This is a genomic window from Neisseria canis, from assembly GCF_900636765.1.
GTDB lineage: Bacteria > Pseudomonadota > Gammaproteobacteria > Burkholderiales > Neisseriaceae > Neisseria > Neisseria canis.
In genome coordinates this window covers 1,762,214-1,777,202 of record NZ_LR134313.1, presented here as the reverse complement: position 1 = coordinate 1,777,202, position 14,989 = coordinate 1,762,214, and the positions used below count along the sequence as shown (strand labels likewise).

At 51.1% G+C, this 14,989-nt stretch carries 15 protein-coding genes; 3 read left to right on the top strand and 12 right to left on the bottom strand.

All coding sequences use genetic code 11. The features are described from left to right. Nucleotides 1-105: 105 nt before the first annotated feature. Together EL143_RS08370 and EL143_RS08365 are read left to right on the top strand one after the other, a co-directional pair. Entirely contained in the window at nucleotides 106-2,154 is a 2,049-nt protein-coding gene (locus tag EL143_RS08370) for a site-specific recombinase (protein WP_085417301.1), read from the top strand. A gap of 60 nt (nucleotides 2,155-2,214) precedes the next feature. Beyond that, the gene (locus EL143_RS08365; RefSeq protein ID WP_085417302.1) at nucleotides 2,215-3,960 is read left to right on the top strand and encodes a potassium/proton antiporter; all 1,746 of its coding nucleotides are present in this window, start codon (nucleotides 2,215-2,217) and stop codon (nucleotides 3,958-3,960) included. An 80-nt stretch (nucleotides 3,961-4,040) separates the two neighbouring features. On the opposite strand, the gene EL143_RS08360 is transcribed toward EL143_RS08365, so the two are convergent. The 12 genes from EL143_RS08360 to EL143_RS08305 form a co-directional block, all read right to left on the bottom strand. After that, nucleotides 4,041-4,868 (bottom strand): undecaprenyl-diphosphate phosphatase, encoded by an 828-nt coding sequence (locus EL143_RS08360; RefSeq protein ID WP_085417303.1) that lies wholly within the window; start codon nucleotides 4,866-4,868, stop codon nucleotides 4,041-4,043. A 261-nt stretch (nucleotides 4,869-5,129) separates the two neighbouring features. After that, nucleotides 5,130-5,828, bottom strand: a complete 699-nt coding sequence (locus EL143_RS08355; RefSeq protein WP_085417304.1) for a thiol:disulfide interchange protein DsbA/DsbL — start codon at nucleotides 5,826-5,828, stop codon at nucleotides 5,130-5,132. 17 nt (nucleotides 5,829-5,845) lie between these two features. Next, the gene (locus tag EL143_RS08350) at nucleotides 5,846-6,823 is read right to left on the bottom strand and encodes an SPOR domain-containing protein (RefSeq protein ID WP_085417305.1); all 978 of its coding nucleotides are present in this window, start codon (nucleotides 6,821-6,823) and stop codon (nucleotides 5,846-5,848) included. A 139-nt stretch (nucleotides 6,824-6,962) separates the two neighbouring features. Next, nucleotides 6,963-8,459, bottom strand: coding sequence for a YifB family Mg chelatase-like AAA ATPase (locus EL143_RS08345; protein WP_085417306.1), 1,497 nt, complete (start codon nucleotides 8,457-8,459; stop codon nucleotides 6,963-6,965). 7 nt (nucleotides 8,460-8,466) lie between these two features. Then, a complete protein-coding gene (locus EL143_RS08340; RefSeq protein ID WP_085417307.1) occupies nucleotides 8,467-8,757 on the bottom strand; it encodes an accessory factor UbiK family protein in 291 nt (96 codons plus the stop codon). Between the two features lie 98 nt (nucleotides 8,758-8,855). Further along, entirely contained in the window at nucleotides 8,856-9,287 is a 432-nt protein-coding gene (locus EL143_RS08335; protein WP_085417308.1) for a hypothetical protein, read from the bottom strand. 8 nt (nucleotides 9,288-9,295) lie between these two features. Next, the gene (locus EL143_RS08330) at nucleotides 9,296-10,117 is read right to left on the bottom strand and encodes an NUDIX domain-containing protein (RefSeq protein ID WP_269471228.1); all 822 of its coding nucleotides are present in this window, start codon (nucleotides 10,115-10,117) and stop codon (nucleotides 9,296-9,298) included. Nucleotides 10,118-10,137: 20 nt separating this feature from the next. Further along, a complete protein-coding gene (gene acpS / locus EL143_RS08325) occupies nucleotides 10,138-10,515 on the bottom strand; it encodes a holo-ACP synthase (protein ID WP_085417309.1) in 378 nt (125 codons plus the stop codon). A gap of 39 nt (nucleotides 10,516-10,554) precedes the next feature. Beyond that, nucleotides 10,555-11,286: a pyridoxine 5'-phosphate synthase gene (pdxJ, locus tag EL143_RS08320; RefSeq protein WP_085417310.1), complete on the bottom strand. Its 732-nt coding sequence runs from the start codon at nucleotides 11,284-11,286 to the stop codon at nucleotides 10,555-10,557. Between the two features lie 74 nt (nucleotides 11,287-11,360). Continuing rightward, complete coding sequence (gene recO / locus EL143_RS08315; RefSeq protein WP_085417317.1) at nucleotides 11,361-12,110, bottom strand: DNA repair protein RecO; 750 nt, start codon at nucleotides 12,108-12,110, stop codon at nucleotides 11,361-11,363. A 158-nt stretch (nucleotides 12,111-12,268) separates the two neighbouring features. Beyond that, nucleotides 12,269-12,901 carry a pyridoxamine 5'-phosphate oxidase gene (gene pdxH / locus EL143_RS08310; protein WP_085417311.1) on the bottom strand — a complete coding sequence of 211 codons (633 nt, stop codon included), beginning with the start codon at nucleotides 12,899-12,901 and terminating at the stop codon, nucleotides 12,269-12,271. 26 nt (nucleotides 12,902-12,927) lie between these two features. Then, entirely contained in the window at nucleotides 12,928-13,380 is a 453-nt protein-coding gene (locus tag EL143_RS08305; protein ID WP_085417312.1) for a hypothetical protein, read from the bottom strand. A gap of 284 nt (nucleotides 13,381-13,664) precedes the next feature. On the opposite strand from EL143_RS08305, the gene hemA reads away from it, so the two are divergent. Continuing rightward, nucleotides 13,665-14,924: a glutamyl-tRNA reductase gene (hemA, locus tag EL143_RS08300; protein WP_085417313.1), complete on the top strand. Its 1,260-nt coding sequence runs from the start codon at nucleotides 13,665-13,667 to the stop codon at nucleotides 14,922-14,924. The last annotated feature ends 65 nt before the right edge of the window (nucleotides 14,925-14,989 follow it).

Genomic DNA, 14,989 nt, shown 5'->3' with positions numbered 1-14,989 from the left:
ACCGCTTTTTCAGACAGGCATTCCTTAAAATATCAACACGCTGAGACCGCGCGCCGTTTTTTTGTTATCCTTACACCCGACACAACACATTTATCTAAACAATTAATGTACAAAACCATATTACCTAAAAAGAATATCTCCGATTGGCTGCAAGAGCTTGCCCGGCTCAACAACATCGGCAGCGTCCTTACCAGCGTTACCCAATGGCTGCGCAAAGGCGGAAGCAAAGGCGCAGCCGCCCGCATGGACCTATTGCTGCAAACCCTCTCCGACCACCCTGAAACGGCAAGAGAAATAGGCATCCAATTCTACCGCTGGCTCAACAACACCCATATCTATCCCGCACTCGTTTCACTCGGGATTTTCTCGCGCAAAGGCTTCGGCAAAGAATTGGGCAAACGCGTTTACGACCGCTTCAGCCCGCCGCCCCACGATCCGCGCAGCATTAAAAACATGTTTGAAAAGCTTTTCTACCGCAGCAGCGACATCGAATGGCTTGAAGCCATTCCGCCGCGCCAATGGCTGCGGCTCTACGATTTGCTGGCGGAGCACACACCCGAAAACATTCTGCAGGCAACACGCCGCAATTTCCAACATGCCAACCTGCATGCGCTTGAAATGCTGTCGATTTGGATTGCCGCCGAAGAGCTCGACCCCGATTTGATGCGGCTTGACCCCAAGCTTTTGGAAGTGGATTCTTCTTTTATCGCCCTCAAGCGCGAAGTAACCCTGTTAATCGACCATTACCAGCAAGAAAAGCCGGAAATGTTTGATGACGCACACCTGCAAGTGATGCTCGAACAATCCCGTTCCCATATTGAAAGGCTGCGTAAAAAAGGCGTATGCGCCGGCACAGGCTCTTCCATCGCCGTATCGCACCTGCTGGAGCGGCTCGAGCAGTCGCTCAACCGGCTAACCATGCTGCTGACCATCCAAACCGCTACCGACAATCCTTCGCGCCAGCGGCATTTGATAGAGCTTTTACAGGCGATGGCCTACTCCGCCGCCGAACAAAAAAGCACCTCCCTGCTGTGGCGGCGCAGCGTAAAAATGCTGGCCAAAAGCATCAGTCAAAACACCAGTTACCGCGGCGAAAAATACATCACCAGCTCGCGCAGCGAATATTTCAGCATGCTGCGTGCGGCTGCCGGCGGCGGCGCGGTTATCGCATTCATGGCGCTTTTGAAACTCAAACTCGGCATGATGGGGCTGAGCAAGCTGCAATATGCTGTTTTCTCCAGCCTCGACTACGGCTTGGGCTTTGTGTTTATCCACATGATTCACTGCACGGTAGCCACCAAGCAGCCCGCGATGACCGCTTCCAGCATTGCCGAACAGGTGGAGCGCAACGACTCGGGTAAAGCCGTTGACCAAAAGCTGGCCAAATTGTCGATAGATGTTATCCGCTCACAAGGTGTGGCCGTGTTCGGCAATGTGAGCGTGGCTATGCTTTTGTCTATGCTGATTGCCGCCGTTTATTATTTTCAGACAGGCATGCCGATTCTTGATGCCGAAAGCGTGCAGAAGCAGTTTAAATCCGTTCTGCCTTTGAGCCAGCCCTCTCTGATTTACGCCGGGATTGCCGGTGTGTGGCTGTTTTGCTCCGGCATTATTTCCGGCTTCTTCGACAACCGGGCCGACTATCTGCATCTGCGCCACCGCCTCAACCAACACCCCCTTCTGGTGAAAATACTGCCCGCAAAATGGCGCGCCTATTTAGCCAACTATGTGCACCACAATTACGGCGCGATTATGGGTAACTTTATTTTCGGCGTGATGCTTGGCAGCACAGGCTATATCGGCTATTTGCTCGGGCTGCCGCTGGATATCCGCCATGTGGCGTTTTCATCGGCCAACATCGCCTATGCCGCAGCAAGCGATCTGACCAATCCGATCATGTTCTGCTTTTATCTGGTCTGTATTTTCCTGATCGGCATCGTCAACCTGTGGGTGAGCTTTACCTTAACGCTTTGGGTGGCGCTGCGTTCGCGTGATGCGCGTATCGACAGCTTCCGCAACCTGTTAAACAGCGTCATCGCGCAAATCCGCGCAAATCCGCTCAGCCTTTTGTTCCCAGTTCAGGCCGCCGGACAAGTCATCAAAGAAACGCGGCAGCCTTCGGGGCAGCCTAAAGATAAAGACCACACACAATAACAATGCCTGTCTGAATTTTTTCAGACAGGCATCTGCAACCGTTTGATACAAGAATAATTCATGGACTCGCTTAATATTTTCTTCCTTGTTATCGCACTTTTGCTGTTTGTCAGCGTTATCGCCAGCCGCATTTCCGCACGGGTGGGCATGCCCTTATTGCTTGCTTTTCTCGGCGTGGGCATGCTGGCCGGGGAAGACGGCATCGGCGGCATCAAATTCGACAGTTTTACCGGCGCCACTTTTGTCGGCCAGATGGCCTTGGCAATTATTCTGCTTGACGGCGGACTGCGCACCAAATTCGAAACCTTCCGAATCGCGCTCAAACCGGCTTCCATTTTGGCAACCTGGGGCGTGTTGGCAGGCGTGGCGCTGCTCGGTATCTTCGCCACTTTTTATATGGGCATCGACTGGAAGCTCGGCCTGCTTATGGCCGCCATTGTCGGCTCAACCGATGCCGCCGCCGTATTTTCCCTGTTGCGCAACAGCGGCGTGCGCCTGAACGCCCGTATTCAGGCCACGCTGGAATTGGAAAGCGGTATCAACGATCCTATGGCGATTTTGCTGGTCAGCGTGCTGATTAATCTGATTATGCAGCCCGAAACCACCGGTTTCTTCTCCATTATACAAATGTTTGTTTTGCAGCTCGGTTTGGGGCTGCTGTTCGGCTGGCTGGCCGGCAAAGCTTTGGCTTTCATGTTGGGCCAAATCCGGCTGGCCGAAGGCTTATATGCCATTTTGATTGCCTCGGGCGGTTTGCTGGTGTTTTCGGTAACCAACCTCAGCGGCGGCAGCGGCTTTCTGGCCGTTTACTTGGCAGGCGTGCTAATCGGCAACTCACGCAACAGCTCGGTCGAACACGTTTTGAATGTGATGGACGGCCTGGCTTGGCTCGCACAAGCCGCGATGTTCTTGGTGCTCGGTTTGCTGGTTACCCCTTCCCGCTTGCTGGAACACGGCATGGATGCTTTGGTTATCGCAGGCTTTCTGATGCTGATAGCCCGCCCGTTGGCCGTATATTCATCCATCAAATGGTTTCATTACAGCAAACGGGAACTCGCCTACATCAGCTGGGTAGGCCTGCGCGGCGCCGTGCCGATTACGCTTGCCATCATGCCCTTAATGATGGGCGTACCCAATTCCCAGTTGTTATTTGACGTTGCCTTTGCCGTGGTAATTCTTTCCCTGCTGATACAAGGCACAACCATTCCTTATTTGGCCAATAAGCTGGAAGTGGTGCTGCCACCCAAACCGGAACCGCTTTCCTATCGCGAAATCTGGCTTGCCCGTAACCTTTCGGTCGGCTTGCAGTCGTTTAAAGTGTCCTCCGGCTCGGAAGCGGAAAACAGCCACCCCTATGTGATGACCCGCCCGGAAGAATTCGCCGACAGCCGCCTGTTTGCACTTATCCGCAACGGGAAACCGGTGCAGGTAGGCATGAACACCCAAATGCAGGAAGGCGATATTGCATGGTATATCCTGCCCGAAGAAAAAGGCGATGACTTTGCCGAACAGTTTGCCGACCTTAAAGACCATGCAACCGAGCAGCAATTCTATGGTGAATTTATTCTGAACCCCGAAGTCAAAGTCGGCGATTTGGCACAGGTTTACGGCATCACCGTCAAAGAAGAGGAAGCCGGCTTAAGCCTCGTGGATTTATTCCGCGCCCGCTTCGGCGATATTCCGGTGTCGGGCGACCGCATCATCATTGATAATTTCTGTATCACCGTAAAAGAATTGGACGAACAAAGCTATATTAAGACTTTCGGTTTGAAAATGCCCAAACAGCACACTGAAACAGCAAATTGAGTTCCCAATATAAAAATGCCTGTCTGAAAATGTTACATATTCATTTTCAGACAGGCATTTCAACATTCAATGCGAAGATATTAATCCAATGTCCAATGCACCCAACCCATTTTCCAGGTTAACAAAATCAATCCGCCGAAGATAATGCGGTAATACGCAAAAGGCACATAGTTTTTTGCGCTCACAAATTTAAGCAGGGCTTTCACGGCCAGTAAGCCGGCAACAAATGCGGCCACAAAACCCACGGCAATCAAGCCTATATCCTGCAAACTGAACAATTTATAATTTTTCAAAACATCATAAGTAGTGGCCATAATCATAACCGGCACCGCCAGGAAAAATGAAAATTCCGTGGCCACTTTTCTATCCAGCCCCCAAAGCATACCGCCCATAATCGTACTGCCCGAGCGCGAAGTGCCCGGTATCAACGCACAAATTTGCGCCAACCCTACCACCAAAGCATCTTTGGGCGACATGTCGTCCACACTGGTTACTTTCGGCTGATGGGTTTTAGCCCGCTTTTCAACCCATAAAATAAAGAATCCGCCCAAAACCAGCATGGTGGCTACGCTGATCGGATTGAATAATACGGTTTTAATCTGTTTACTGAATAAAAAGCCCATAACTGCGGCAGGAATGAAAGCAATAATCAGATTAACCACAAAGCGGTTAACCGCCCTGTCTTTACCGGCGTAAGTCACCACATGTTTGAAACGCGTGCGGTATTCGAAAATTACCGCCAACACGGCACCCAGCTGGATTGCAATCTCAAACACTTTGCCGTTGCTGTTGAAATCCATCAGATTACCGAACACAATCAAGTGCCCTGTGCTCGAAATCGGCAGAAATTCGGTTAAACCTTCAATAATCCCTAAAATCAGGGCCTTAAGTAACAATACAATATCCATATCCAGCAAAGGCAGTCCGCCTGTTTCCTTTTAATGATTCAATTTCGATTATTGAAATATTTAGCCGTAGCAGGAACCTGATTTTGGTGCAATTCAAACCAATATCATTGAAATAACTAAGTTTCCGGCCACATCGCTCGCTAAATCTAAAAACGGGCATTTATATCACAAATCAACCCGACAATCTTGATAATGAAGACAGGCAGCCTTAAAGACTGCCTGAAAGGATGGGTTTATGTTTAATCCCATCAAGAAACCCGCTTATTGATTGGCCGCTTTGGCGAAAAAAGCACCTTTGCTTTTCAGTTTGCTTTCCGCTTTTTTCGGCGCTGCCATTCCGCGCTCTTTGCGTACTTTCTCAACAAGCCCTTCGATTGTTTTCATACCGGCTTGCCAATCACCGTTGAATTTTACCTCGTATTTACCGCCCACAATAACGATAGGCGTACCTTCGATTTTGAATTCCTCAGTGAGTTTCGCCATTTTTTCCGCAGCAACCTGATTGGCCGGAGAGTCATAAGCGGCAATCAGTTGCTGAGCATCAAAAGATTTTTGCTCTGCTGCCCATTTTTTGAAAGTTGCGGAATCTGCCAGATTGATTTTCTGCTCATAAATCGCTTTGAATACAACCGGATTGGCTTGGTATTTCAAACCGGACTGATTCACCGCGGCAGCCACTTTGGCAAATCCCAGCATTTCAGGCTGCCAAACTACGTGCTCGGAGCGCAGATAAGTATCACTTGGCCAAGTTTTAGCCTGCTTCAGCAAAACAGGATCCAAATGATAGCAATGTACGCAAAAGTAGCCGAAAAACTCCAAAACTTCGATTTTGTCAGCCTGTGTTTGCGGAACAGGCTTTTCCAAAACTTTGTAATCCTGACCTTCAACTAAGGCAGCAGAAGCATTTGTAACCATGGCAAACGCCAAACCTGCCGCTAACACGAATTTTTTCATTTTCATAAGTAATATTCCTTGGTTTATTTCACAGAGCGGGCAAAATGGTTTATCCCGCGCTGTTGTAATTTCTTACGCGCCGCAGCTGCTTCAGATCCGCTCAAAACGCCTGTCTGAACACGGTAGACCGTTTTGCCGTTTACCTCTGCTTCCACAACACTTGCAGAGACTCCGGCCATTGCCAGCTTTCCGCGCTGAACTTCGGCCGCCTGTTGGTTATTGTATGAACCGGCTTGAATAATCATTTTGCCGCCTTTGGCAGAGCCGCTTTCTTGTTTCGGTTGCGAAGATGTTTTGCTGCTTTGTTTATCCGAACCGGATCGGCCGCTCAAAGCATCTTCCGCACGTTTTCTGTCGGCATCGGCTTCCGCTTTCTTACGCGCTTCGGTTTGGGCTTCTTTACGGGCTTTCTCCAAATTACCGCTGTTCAGAATTTGCTCGGGAGTGGGTTGCACTTTAGGCTCGGTTTTGGTTTTGGCCTCTTTCTTCGCGCGTTCGGCTTGCGCTTTTTTCATTTCAGCCTGTTTTTTCAGTTGAGCTTGCTTTTGAGCTTCTTTTGCTGCTTTTTCCTTCTCAACGGAAACCTTTGGTTTAGGTGGCGCAACAATAACAGGCGGATGCGTTACAGACTCTTTTGCAGTTTCGCTGGCCGTGGTTTGCGGCGCTTCCGCAGTTTTATCTTTCTCAGTCTGCTCTACCGTAGCAGGCGTATCTTTAGGCTGGGTCGTTTCAGAAACTGTTGTTTCAAGTGAGGTGCGGTCGGCTTGCGTTTGTGAAGCAGAACCGGCTCCTGTTGCAGAAGCGCTTGAACTTGAAGTGGAACCGGGCACAAGAATCTCTGGTTCGGGTACTTTTTTCTCTTCGACTTTCGGCAACTCCTTCACGGAAGACTGGCCGTTTTTATTCAGGAAATACAGCACCCCGGCAATAACTGCTGTGGCCAGTAACAGCCCCACAAAAAAGCCGGACAAACCTTTTCCATATTGTTTTTTCGCATTCATTTACGATACCTTTAAGATTCTCTGGTTCTCTAAAAGCCGGAAATCCGGCCGATAGCCTTCAATAAATTAGCCGTTTATTCTAACAAAATATCAGGGCAGCTGCCTAACCCGTTTTACCTTAGCTTACATAATATTTTTACTATAAGGCTCTCCGGAAGCTGACGGCGCGCAATACATGCTGCCGGTTAACCGTTTCATCATTATTCAAATCAGCTAAAGTACGGGCTACGCGCATAATTCTGTGAAAACTGCGGGCAGACAAAGAAAGCTTGTCTATCAGATCACCCAAAGCTTGTTTTGCCTCTTCGCTGATCATCGCTTTTTCGTCCAATTCAGTAACGCTTAATTGGGCATTGGTTTTCCCTTGCCGACCCAACTGCCTGCTGCGCGCTGCCATAACGCGCTGCAAAATATGTTCGCTGCTTTCTCCTGCCTGAATTTGCGTTAATTCTCCTGCCGGGATACTCGGCACTTCTATTGTCAAATCAATCCGGTCGAGCAGCGGGCCGGAAATTTTATCCCGGTAACGCTGTATGCTGTCGGGCGTGCAGCGGCAGAGTTTGACAGGATGGCCGAAATAGCCGCAAGGACAGGGATTCATAGCGGCGACCAACTGGAATTTGGCCGGATAAGTTGCTTGTCGGGCAGCGCGGGAAATATGGATTTCGCCGCTTTCCAAAGGTTCGCGCAACACTTCCAGCACTTTGCGGTCGAATTCCGGCAATTCATCCAAAAATAAAACGCCCTGATGCGCTAAAGAAATTTCACCCGGGCGCGGGTCCGAACCGCCGCCAACCAATGCAACGGCGCTGGCGCTGTGATGTGGAGATCTGAAAGGGCGTTGCGTACTGAGATTTTGCAGATGTTGCGGCAATAGGGAACGTAATGTCCACACAGAAACCAACTCGTCGTCGGTTAAAGGCGGCAAAATGCCGGGCAGCCTTTGCGCCAGCATTGATTTACCCGTACCGGGCGGACCAACCATCAGGATGCTGTGTCCGCCCGCTGCGGCTATTTCCAAAGCCAATCTGGCTGTATGCTGGCCTTTGACATCACGCATATCGGGCAAGCCAGTGTTTTCAGACAGGCATTGCCGCTCAGGTGCTGCGGTTTGGCTTAGCGGCTCGACGCCGTTTAAGTGGGCGGCCACTTGTGCAAGATTTTCGGCTCCGAACACGGCAATGCTGTCCATCACGGCAGCCTGCACGGCATTTTGCGCAGGCAATACGAAAGACCTGCCCGATTGTGCCCCCTGCCAAGCCATTGCCAACGCGCCGCGAACCGGGCGCAGTGCGCCGGATAAAGCCAATTCTCCCGCAAATTCGTATTGCGCCAGTTTGTCTTGCAGAATTTGGCCGGAAGCCGCCAATACACCCAGCGCAATCGGCAAATCGAAACGGCCGGACTCTTTCGGCAAGTCGGCAGGTGCCAAATTGACGGTGATTTTTGCAGCGGGAAAGTCAAAGCCGCTTTGCAAAATGGCGGCGCGCACCCTGTCGCGGCTTTCTTTCACTTCCGTATCCGGCAGCCCCACGATATTGAATTGCGGCAAACCGTTGGCCAAATGGGCTTCCACTTCGACCAAAGGCGCATCCATACCGCTTAATGCACGGCTGTAAACCACCGCCAAAGACATGAACGGCTTATCCTTCTGAGGATGTATCGGTTTGTTGGGCGGCTTGTGCCGGTTCTGCCGAAGCAGACAGGCTTGCTTCGAGCTTGGCTACGCGCTCTTCCAACTCGGCCAGCTTGGTACGGGTTTTAATCAGCACTTGCTGCTGGATATCAAATTCTTCACGGGTTATCAGATCCATGCGGTTGAATGCGCTGCCGAGCATGGCTTTTACGTTTTTTTCAACGTCTTTTGCCGGGCTGTTGGCAATGGTTTCGCTCACTTTTGCGCTCACTTCTTCAAACAGTTTCTGACCGATCATAGCGGTTTCCTTTCATAGCATGGTTTCACTTGGAATTGTATAGAATAAATGCCTGTCTGAAAACACACTGTTTTTTCAGACAGGCATAGGCATAATCCTTATTCGGCGGTAAAGCCTGTCTGAAAAACCCGGCCGTTGATGTGGATATCCGCCAGATAGTCGTGTCGGTTATCCGTGCATATCGGCAGCCGGACATTTTCTGCACGCCACACACCGCCGGCCTGTTTTTTCAGATCATAGCGGTTAAACCCCATATCCATATTGCTCATGCTGAAGCTGAGGTAAACGCTTTGAACATCTTGCGGTACATGGTTGATTTCGATATTGAAAGGGGCTTTGGCACTGAGCGGCTCGCTGAATTTAACGGTTGCGCCGCCCGGCAAAACGCAGCCTTTGCGCACATCGCATTGCGCCGACACGTCTTGCGCTTGCGGCTGCCGCTTGTTCCAAATATAAAGCATACCGAGTTTTACCGCGGCAAACGCCAGCAGCAACGCACCTATCATCATCCACTTTTTGTTTTTATCCATTTGCCGTCCTATGCCCATCCGGTTTGCCGCTCGTTTACCACGGCATGTGCACCTGCTTCCAACCAGGCCGAACGGTATTTTTCAGACAGGCATTCTTCTGCCAACACCACCAACGGCACGCCGACACCTTCCCGCAATACCTGTAAAACCCGTTCGGCCGACTCCTCACATGCCGAGCGCCATACCACCACATCGGCATCGGGCGCACCGGCAAACTGTTCGGCATTCTCAACCAACACCCACAAACTTTCCACCTGCGGCCGCCTGCCGTAGTGTTTCAAAGCTTCCGCACCAATCAAACAATGCTTGTGCGCCGGCTCCCACATGGCAAACGGCACCACACGATAATCGCCCATACGGTTTTCGCCTGTAAAACCTGTTTCGGCGCTGCCCGCCAGCTCGGTCGGTACGGCCAATGCAGCGAGCACCGGCCCGTTGGCCGGCAGCATAGGCGACACGGTAAAATCGCCCGCTTTCTGCCACGACCAGCTCTGCCCTTCTTTGGCCTGCAAAGTGCCCGACCAATCGCCTGCTTTTACGCGGAAAAAACGCAGGTGGACATGCGCGTGTTCATACATATGGATTTTGGTTAACCACGGCGTTGCATGGTGGATATGAATGCCCAGCTCTTCTTCAAACTCGCGTTTCAGCGCATCCAGTTCGCTTTCCTGCGGCTCGACTTTGCCTCCGGCAAATTCCCAGTATCCGGCATAAGGCTTGCCTTCGGGGCGCGAAGCGAGCAGGTAATCGCCCTGCCCGTTTAACACAACGCCGGCAACCACGCGCAGCAAAGGGCGGTCGTCTTGCGGCATATCGTTTTCTTTCAGCATGTTCTGATTGTTCCGCCCGATTATTTTTCCGCTACGGCAAAGGCCTGCACAACATCTTTTTCATCGCTGATGCTTAAATGCACATGCTTGATGCCCTGCTCATCCATCCACGCCTGCAAATCCGGTGCGCATAAAATTTCCGGCCGCCCTAAATGGTTGTGGCCGATGGTGATACGCGCAAACGAAACGATGCCGCGGATGCCGGTGCCTACCGCTTTGGAAAAAGCTTCTTTGGCGGCAAAACGCTTAGCCAGAAAATTAACGGGTTTGCCGGCCTGTTCAAACTCAAGCAGCTCCACTTGGCTCAACAAGCGCTCTGCAAAAGCCTTGCCGTATTTTTTATGGAGCCGCTCAATGCGGTTGAGGGCGACAATATCCGTACCGATTCCGTAAATCATGGTGCATCTCCTTTTTTCAGACAGGCCTGTCTGAAAACATCAATATGGCAAAGCGCGCGCTTCAAACATCACTTTTTTCATTTGCCGGATGGCTTCCGGCAAGCCTAAAAATACGGCTTGCGAAATCAGCGAATGGCCGATATTCAGCTCGCTGATGGCAAGAATTTGGGCGATGGGCGTTACATTATGTATAGTCAACCCGTGGCCTGCGTTTACCACCAAACCCAGCTCGCCGGCAAAATGGGCGCCGGCTTCAATACGCGAGCATTCTTCGCGCTGCGTTTCATGCGTACGCGCTTCAGCGTAAGCGCCCGTGTGCAGTTCCACCACCGGCGCACCCACATCTTTTGCTGCCTGAATCTGCGCTTCGTCAGCGTCGATAAACAATGAAACGCGAATGCCTGCGCAGGTTAATGTGCGGGTGTAATCGGCGATTTTTTTCTGCTGCGCCAACACGTCCAGCCCGCCTTCGGTGGTTACTTCCTCGCGCCGCTCCGGCACGATGCACACGTCTTGCGGCATCACGTTCAAAGCATTTTCCAGCATTTCTTCGGTGAGCGCCATTTCCAGATTCATGCGGGTGCGGATGGCGTTTTTAATCGCAAACACATCGGCGTCTTTAATATGGCGGCGGTCTTCGCGCAAATGCAGGGTAATCAGGTCGGCGCCATGCGTTTCTGCCAGCAAAGCGGCCTCCAGCGGGCTGGGATAAGTTGTGCCCCGCGCATTGCGCAAAGTGGCCACATGATCAATATTCACACCTAAAAGCATGGATCTTCCTTTCTTCACTCAAGCAGCAAGCCAAACATGCCGCTTTATGTTTTCAGACAGGCATTCGGTTTCATTCAAACTTCAAAAGCCTGCATCTGCTGCAAAACCTGCCTCGATTTCACACCTTGCGGCAAACGGAAATCAATCAGCATACGGGTAAGCTTCAAAGCCTGCTGCAAACCCTCTCCGCTGTCGAACTCGCCTTTGCGCAGCTGAATCAGGCTGCTGCCTTTGATAACCACCCCCTGCGCTCCGTTCATTTGCAGGCGCGGATTATCGGCGCCGCCAACCGGCAAGGCCGCATGCTCCGGCCGCAGCCAGTAATCGCGTTTTGCATCAATGGCGCAACCCGCCTCATCCCGCTGCAAATCCGGTGCGAAACCGAGTTCGGTCAGCAACGACCATTCAAAGCAGCGCAAAGCCGCCACATGATTCGGCTGCACCGCCACCGCCTTCATCAATGCAAACAGCGCGTCGTAAAGCTTGGGATGCGGATCTTCGCGCGCAGTGAGTTTCAACACCAACTCATTGGCATACAGCCCGCTAAACAGCGCCCTGCCCTGCGGCAAAGCCCAGCCGCCCAACCATTCGGCACGGTGCAGCGTTTTCAATTCGCCGCTGCCATACCATGAAGCACCCATCGGCACAAACGGCACCAACACACCGCGCAGCTCGCTCTGCCGTTTGCGCGCGCTGCGCGCCAGCAGCGCCACACGACCATAATCGCGGCTGAACACTTCCAGCCACAAACTGCTTTCCCGCCACGGAGTGGCCGTGAGCAGGAAAGCAGGTTGGTGGTTGATACGGTGTGATTTATCTGACATGGTTTGCGTCGTCGGCATAATTGCGCAAATTATACCTCAAGCTCCGTATTAAAATTCGGACGCACTCGGGTTTGAAGTAGAAATATTTTAAACCCGAAAACAGCAAAGCCGGAGATGGCAATCCTCCGGCTTCGCAACAATTTGAACACACACCGATATCAAGGCGACAAACGCTCTTTAATCCATACATTGTTTTCCAAACGGTAGCGTATGCGGTCATGCAGGCGGCTCGGTCTGCCTTGCCAGAATTCTACGGCATCGGGAATCACCACATAGCCGCCCCAATGCGGCGGGCGCGGGACATGAAACGGATGCTTCACGCCTACGGCAGCCGCTTTTGCCACCAGCACCGCCTTGCTTTCCAATACGCTGCTTTGCTCGCTGGCCCACGCACCGATGCGGCTGGTATAAGGCCGCAAATCGAAATACTCGTCCGAATCCTTATCGCTAAGCTTTTCCACGCGCCCTTCAATGCGTACCTGCCGTTCCAGCTCAGGCCAGAAAAAGGTCATCGCGGCAAACGGATTGGCCGCAATCGCGCGCCCTTTTTGGCTTTGATAATTGGTAAAAAACACAAAGCCTTTGGGGTTCACTTCTTTCAGCAGCACCATTCTGTTGGAAGGCCTGCCGTCTTCCCTTACCGTGGCCACATTCACCGCAGTCGGTTCGTTTACCGCCGCTTTCATTGCCTCACCGAGCCACTGTTCAAACTGAACAATCGGGCTGGCATCACAATCTTGTTCCGACAATTCCCTTTTGCTGTATTCTTCACGTATATCATGCAAATCCACGACCGGTTCCTTTTTCAGACAGGCATTTATTTTTTCAGGTTCACTTCCTGCATCGTCCAATTGCCGCCCGCCTTCGTGCGCTTGAGGCGGTAAATTTTCTGCGCAGACCAAAGCTCCACTTCTTTCACAAACCCTTTTTGCTCGTCGCCCACCAAAGTAACCGTGCCGTAAGGCTCATGCGGCACGCCTGATATGTCCATTTGGAAAAACTTGGGCGAAGTGGCGCCGTTAACCATAATTCTAAACGGAAGCACCTGGTTTTCCAACACCGCTACTTCCGCCGAGCTTTCTTTATTTTCGCCCGAAAGCTTGAATGTCCAATTATTGTTTTTCCATGTTTTGAACTCGGCCACAGGGGCATCCGGCGCGTCGAACAACGGCTCGGATGTAGCCGAAGGAGCAAAAAACAATCGGGAGCCTATAAAGCCGAACACACAGCCGACCAATAATGCAAGAATAATGTGTGGATATTTAACCATGTTTAACGGTGTCCTGTTTGAAATACACTTGGCATTCGTTTATGAAGAAACCAAATAAAAAAGCCAACCGTTGGCAGTGATATTGCACGGCTGCCGTTCAATTTATACTTATATCATAAAAAAATAAAAAAGCACTAACTTTAAGTATTGTTTACCCGGCAATCTTATCAATTTACATAATCTATCCAAACGGCCGCTGACATTACTTTTATACTTATCTGGTGATTTTTTGATACAATAATGCGTTTTCCAGCCGTCTTTATATTTCCTCAGCGAACACCGTCATGCAACTCACTGCCGTAGGACTGAACCATCAAACCGCCCCGTTGAGCATACGTGAAAAACTTGCGTTTGCCGCTGCGACATTACCTGAAGCCGTGGGTAGTTTGGTTCACAGCGATGCCGCACAAGAGGCTGTAATTCTCTCCACCTGCAACCGGACAGAGCTTTATTGCGTCGGTGATACAGAAGCGGTTATGCAGTGGCTGGCTGATTATCAAGGATTAGCCATTGAAGAAATCCGCCCTTATCTTTATACCTACGAATGTAGTGAAACCATACAGCATGCATTCCGAGTAGCCTGCGGTTTGGACAGCATGGTATTGGGCGAACCGCAGATTTTAGGGCAGCTTAAAGATGCCGTGCGGGTTGCACAGGAAGAGTCTGCTGTCAGCACTTGGTTGAATGCCCTGTTTCAAAAAACATTTTCCGTAGCAAAAGAAATACGTTCTTCTACCGCCGTAGGTGCCAATTCTGTTTCAATGGCAGCCGCATCGGTAAAAATGGCTGAGCAGATTTTTCCTTCTGTAAGCGAATTGAATGTTTTATTTGTCGGCGCCGGCGAAATGATTGAACTGGTGGCGACTTATTTCGCCGCCAAACAGCCCAACCTCATTACCGTTGCCAACCGCACCTTGCCACGCGCGCAAGAACTGTGCGACAAATTAAGCGTCAATGCAGAACCCCGCCTGCTCAGCGAGTTGCCCGATATTTTGTTTGATTATGATGTAGTAGTGTCATCCACCGCCAGCCAACTGCCCATTATCGGCAAAGGCATGGTAGAAAAAGCCTTGAAAGAGCGGCAGCACATGCCCGTATTCATGCTCGACTTGGCCGTGCCGCGCGATATTGAAGAACAAGTAAACGAGCTGGACGATATTTACCTGTACACGGTCGACGACATGACCGGAATCGTTGAAACCGGTAAAGAATCACGCCAGCGTGCAGCCGCGGAAGCCGAAGCTATGGTAACGCAAAAAGTAGCGGAATTTATCGACTGGCAGCGCAACCGGCAAAACGTGCCGCTCATCCGCGCACTGCGCGACGAAGGCGAACGGGCGCGCCGCTATGTGCTGGAAAACGCCATGAAACAGCTTGCCAAAGGCACATCGCCTGAAGAAGTGCTCGAACGTTTGTCTGTACAGCTTACCAACAAACTGCTGCATTCGCCCACCCAAACGCTTTCCAAAGCCAGCAGCCATAATCCTGAATTGTCGGAAGCGGTTGCCCGGATTTACCGCCTGCATCATCCCGATAAACCATAAAAAAATGATTACGACTGCAATGCCTGTCTGAAAACCTGTAAAACGTTTTCAGACAGGCATTGCTT

What these genes read in the sequence shown, in the direction of transcription:
- hemA (WP_085417313.1), top strand. Translation starts at nt 13,665, where the DNA reads ATGCAACTCACTGCCGTAGGACTGAACCATCAAACCGCCCCGTTGAGC.
- acpS (WP_085417309.1), bottom strand. Translation starts at nt 10,515, where the DNA reads ATGATTTACGGAATCGGTACGGATATTGTCGCCCTCAACCGCATTGAG.
- EL143_RS08370 (WP_085417301.1), top strand. Translation starts at nt 106, where the DNA reads ATGTACAAAACCATATTACCTAAAAAGAATATCTCCGATTGGCTGCAA.
- EL143_RS08360 (WP_085417303.1), bottom strand. Translation starts at nt 4,868, where the DNA reads ATGGATATTGTATTGTTACTTAAGGCCCTGATTTTAGGGATTATTGAA.
- EL143_RS08305 (WP_085417312.1), bottom strand. Translation starts at nt 13,380, where the DNA reads ATGGTTAAATATCCACACATTATTCTTGCATTATTGGTCGGCTGTGTG.
- EL143_RS08340 (WP_085417307.1), bottom strand. Translation starts at nt 8,757, where the DNA reads ATGATCGGTCAGAAACTGTTTGAAGAAGTGAGCGCAAAAGTGAGCGAA.
- pdxJ (WP_085417310.1), bottom strand. Translation starts at nt 11,286, where the DNA reads ATGCTTTTAGGTGTGAATATTGATCATGTGGCCACTTTGCGCAATGCG.
- EL143_RS08335 (WP_085417308.1), bottom strand. Translation starts at nt 9,287, where the DNA reads ATGGATAAAAACAAAAAGTGGATGATGATAGGTGCGTTGCTGCTGGCG.
- EL143_RS08365 (WP_085417302.1), top strand. Translation starts at nt 2,215, where the DNA reads ATGGACTCGCTTAATATTTTCTTCCTTGTTATCGCACTTTTGCTGTTT.
- EL143_RS08350 (WP_085417305.1), bottom strand. Translation starts at nt 6,823, where the DNA reads ATGAATGCGAAAAAACAATATGGAAAAGGTTTGTCCGGCTTTTTTGTG.
- EL143_RS08330 (WP_269471228.1), bottom strand. Translation starts at nt 10,117, where the DNA reads ATGCTGAAAGAAAACGATATGCCGCAAGACGACCGCCCTTTGCTGCGC.
- EL143_RS08345 (WP_085417306.1), bottom strand. Translation starts at nt 8,459, where the DNA reads ATGTCTTTGGCGGTGGTTTACAGCCGTGCATTAAGCGGTATGGATGCG.
- EL143_RS08355 (WP_085417304.1), bottom strand. Translation starts at nt 5,828, where the DNA reads ATGAAAATGAAAAAATTCGTGTTAGCGGCAGGTTTGGCGTTTGCCATG.
- recO (WP_085417317.1), bottom strand. Translation starts at nt 12,110, where the DNA reads ATGTCAGATAAATCACACCGTATCAACCACCAACCTGCTTTCCTGCTC.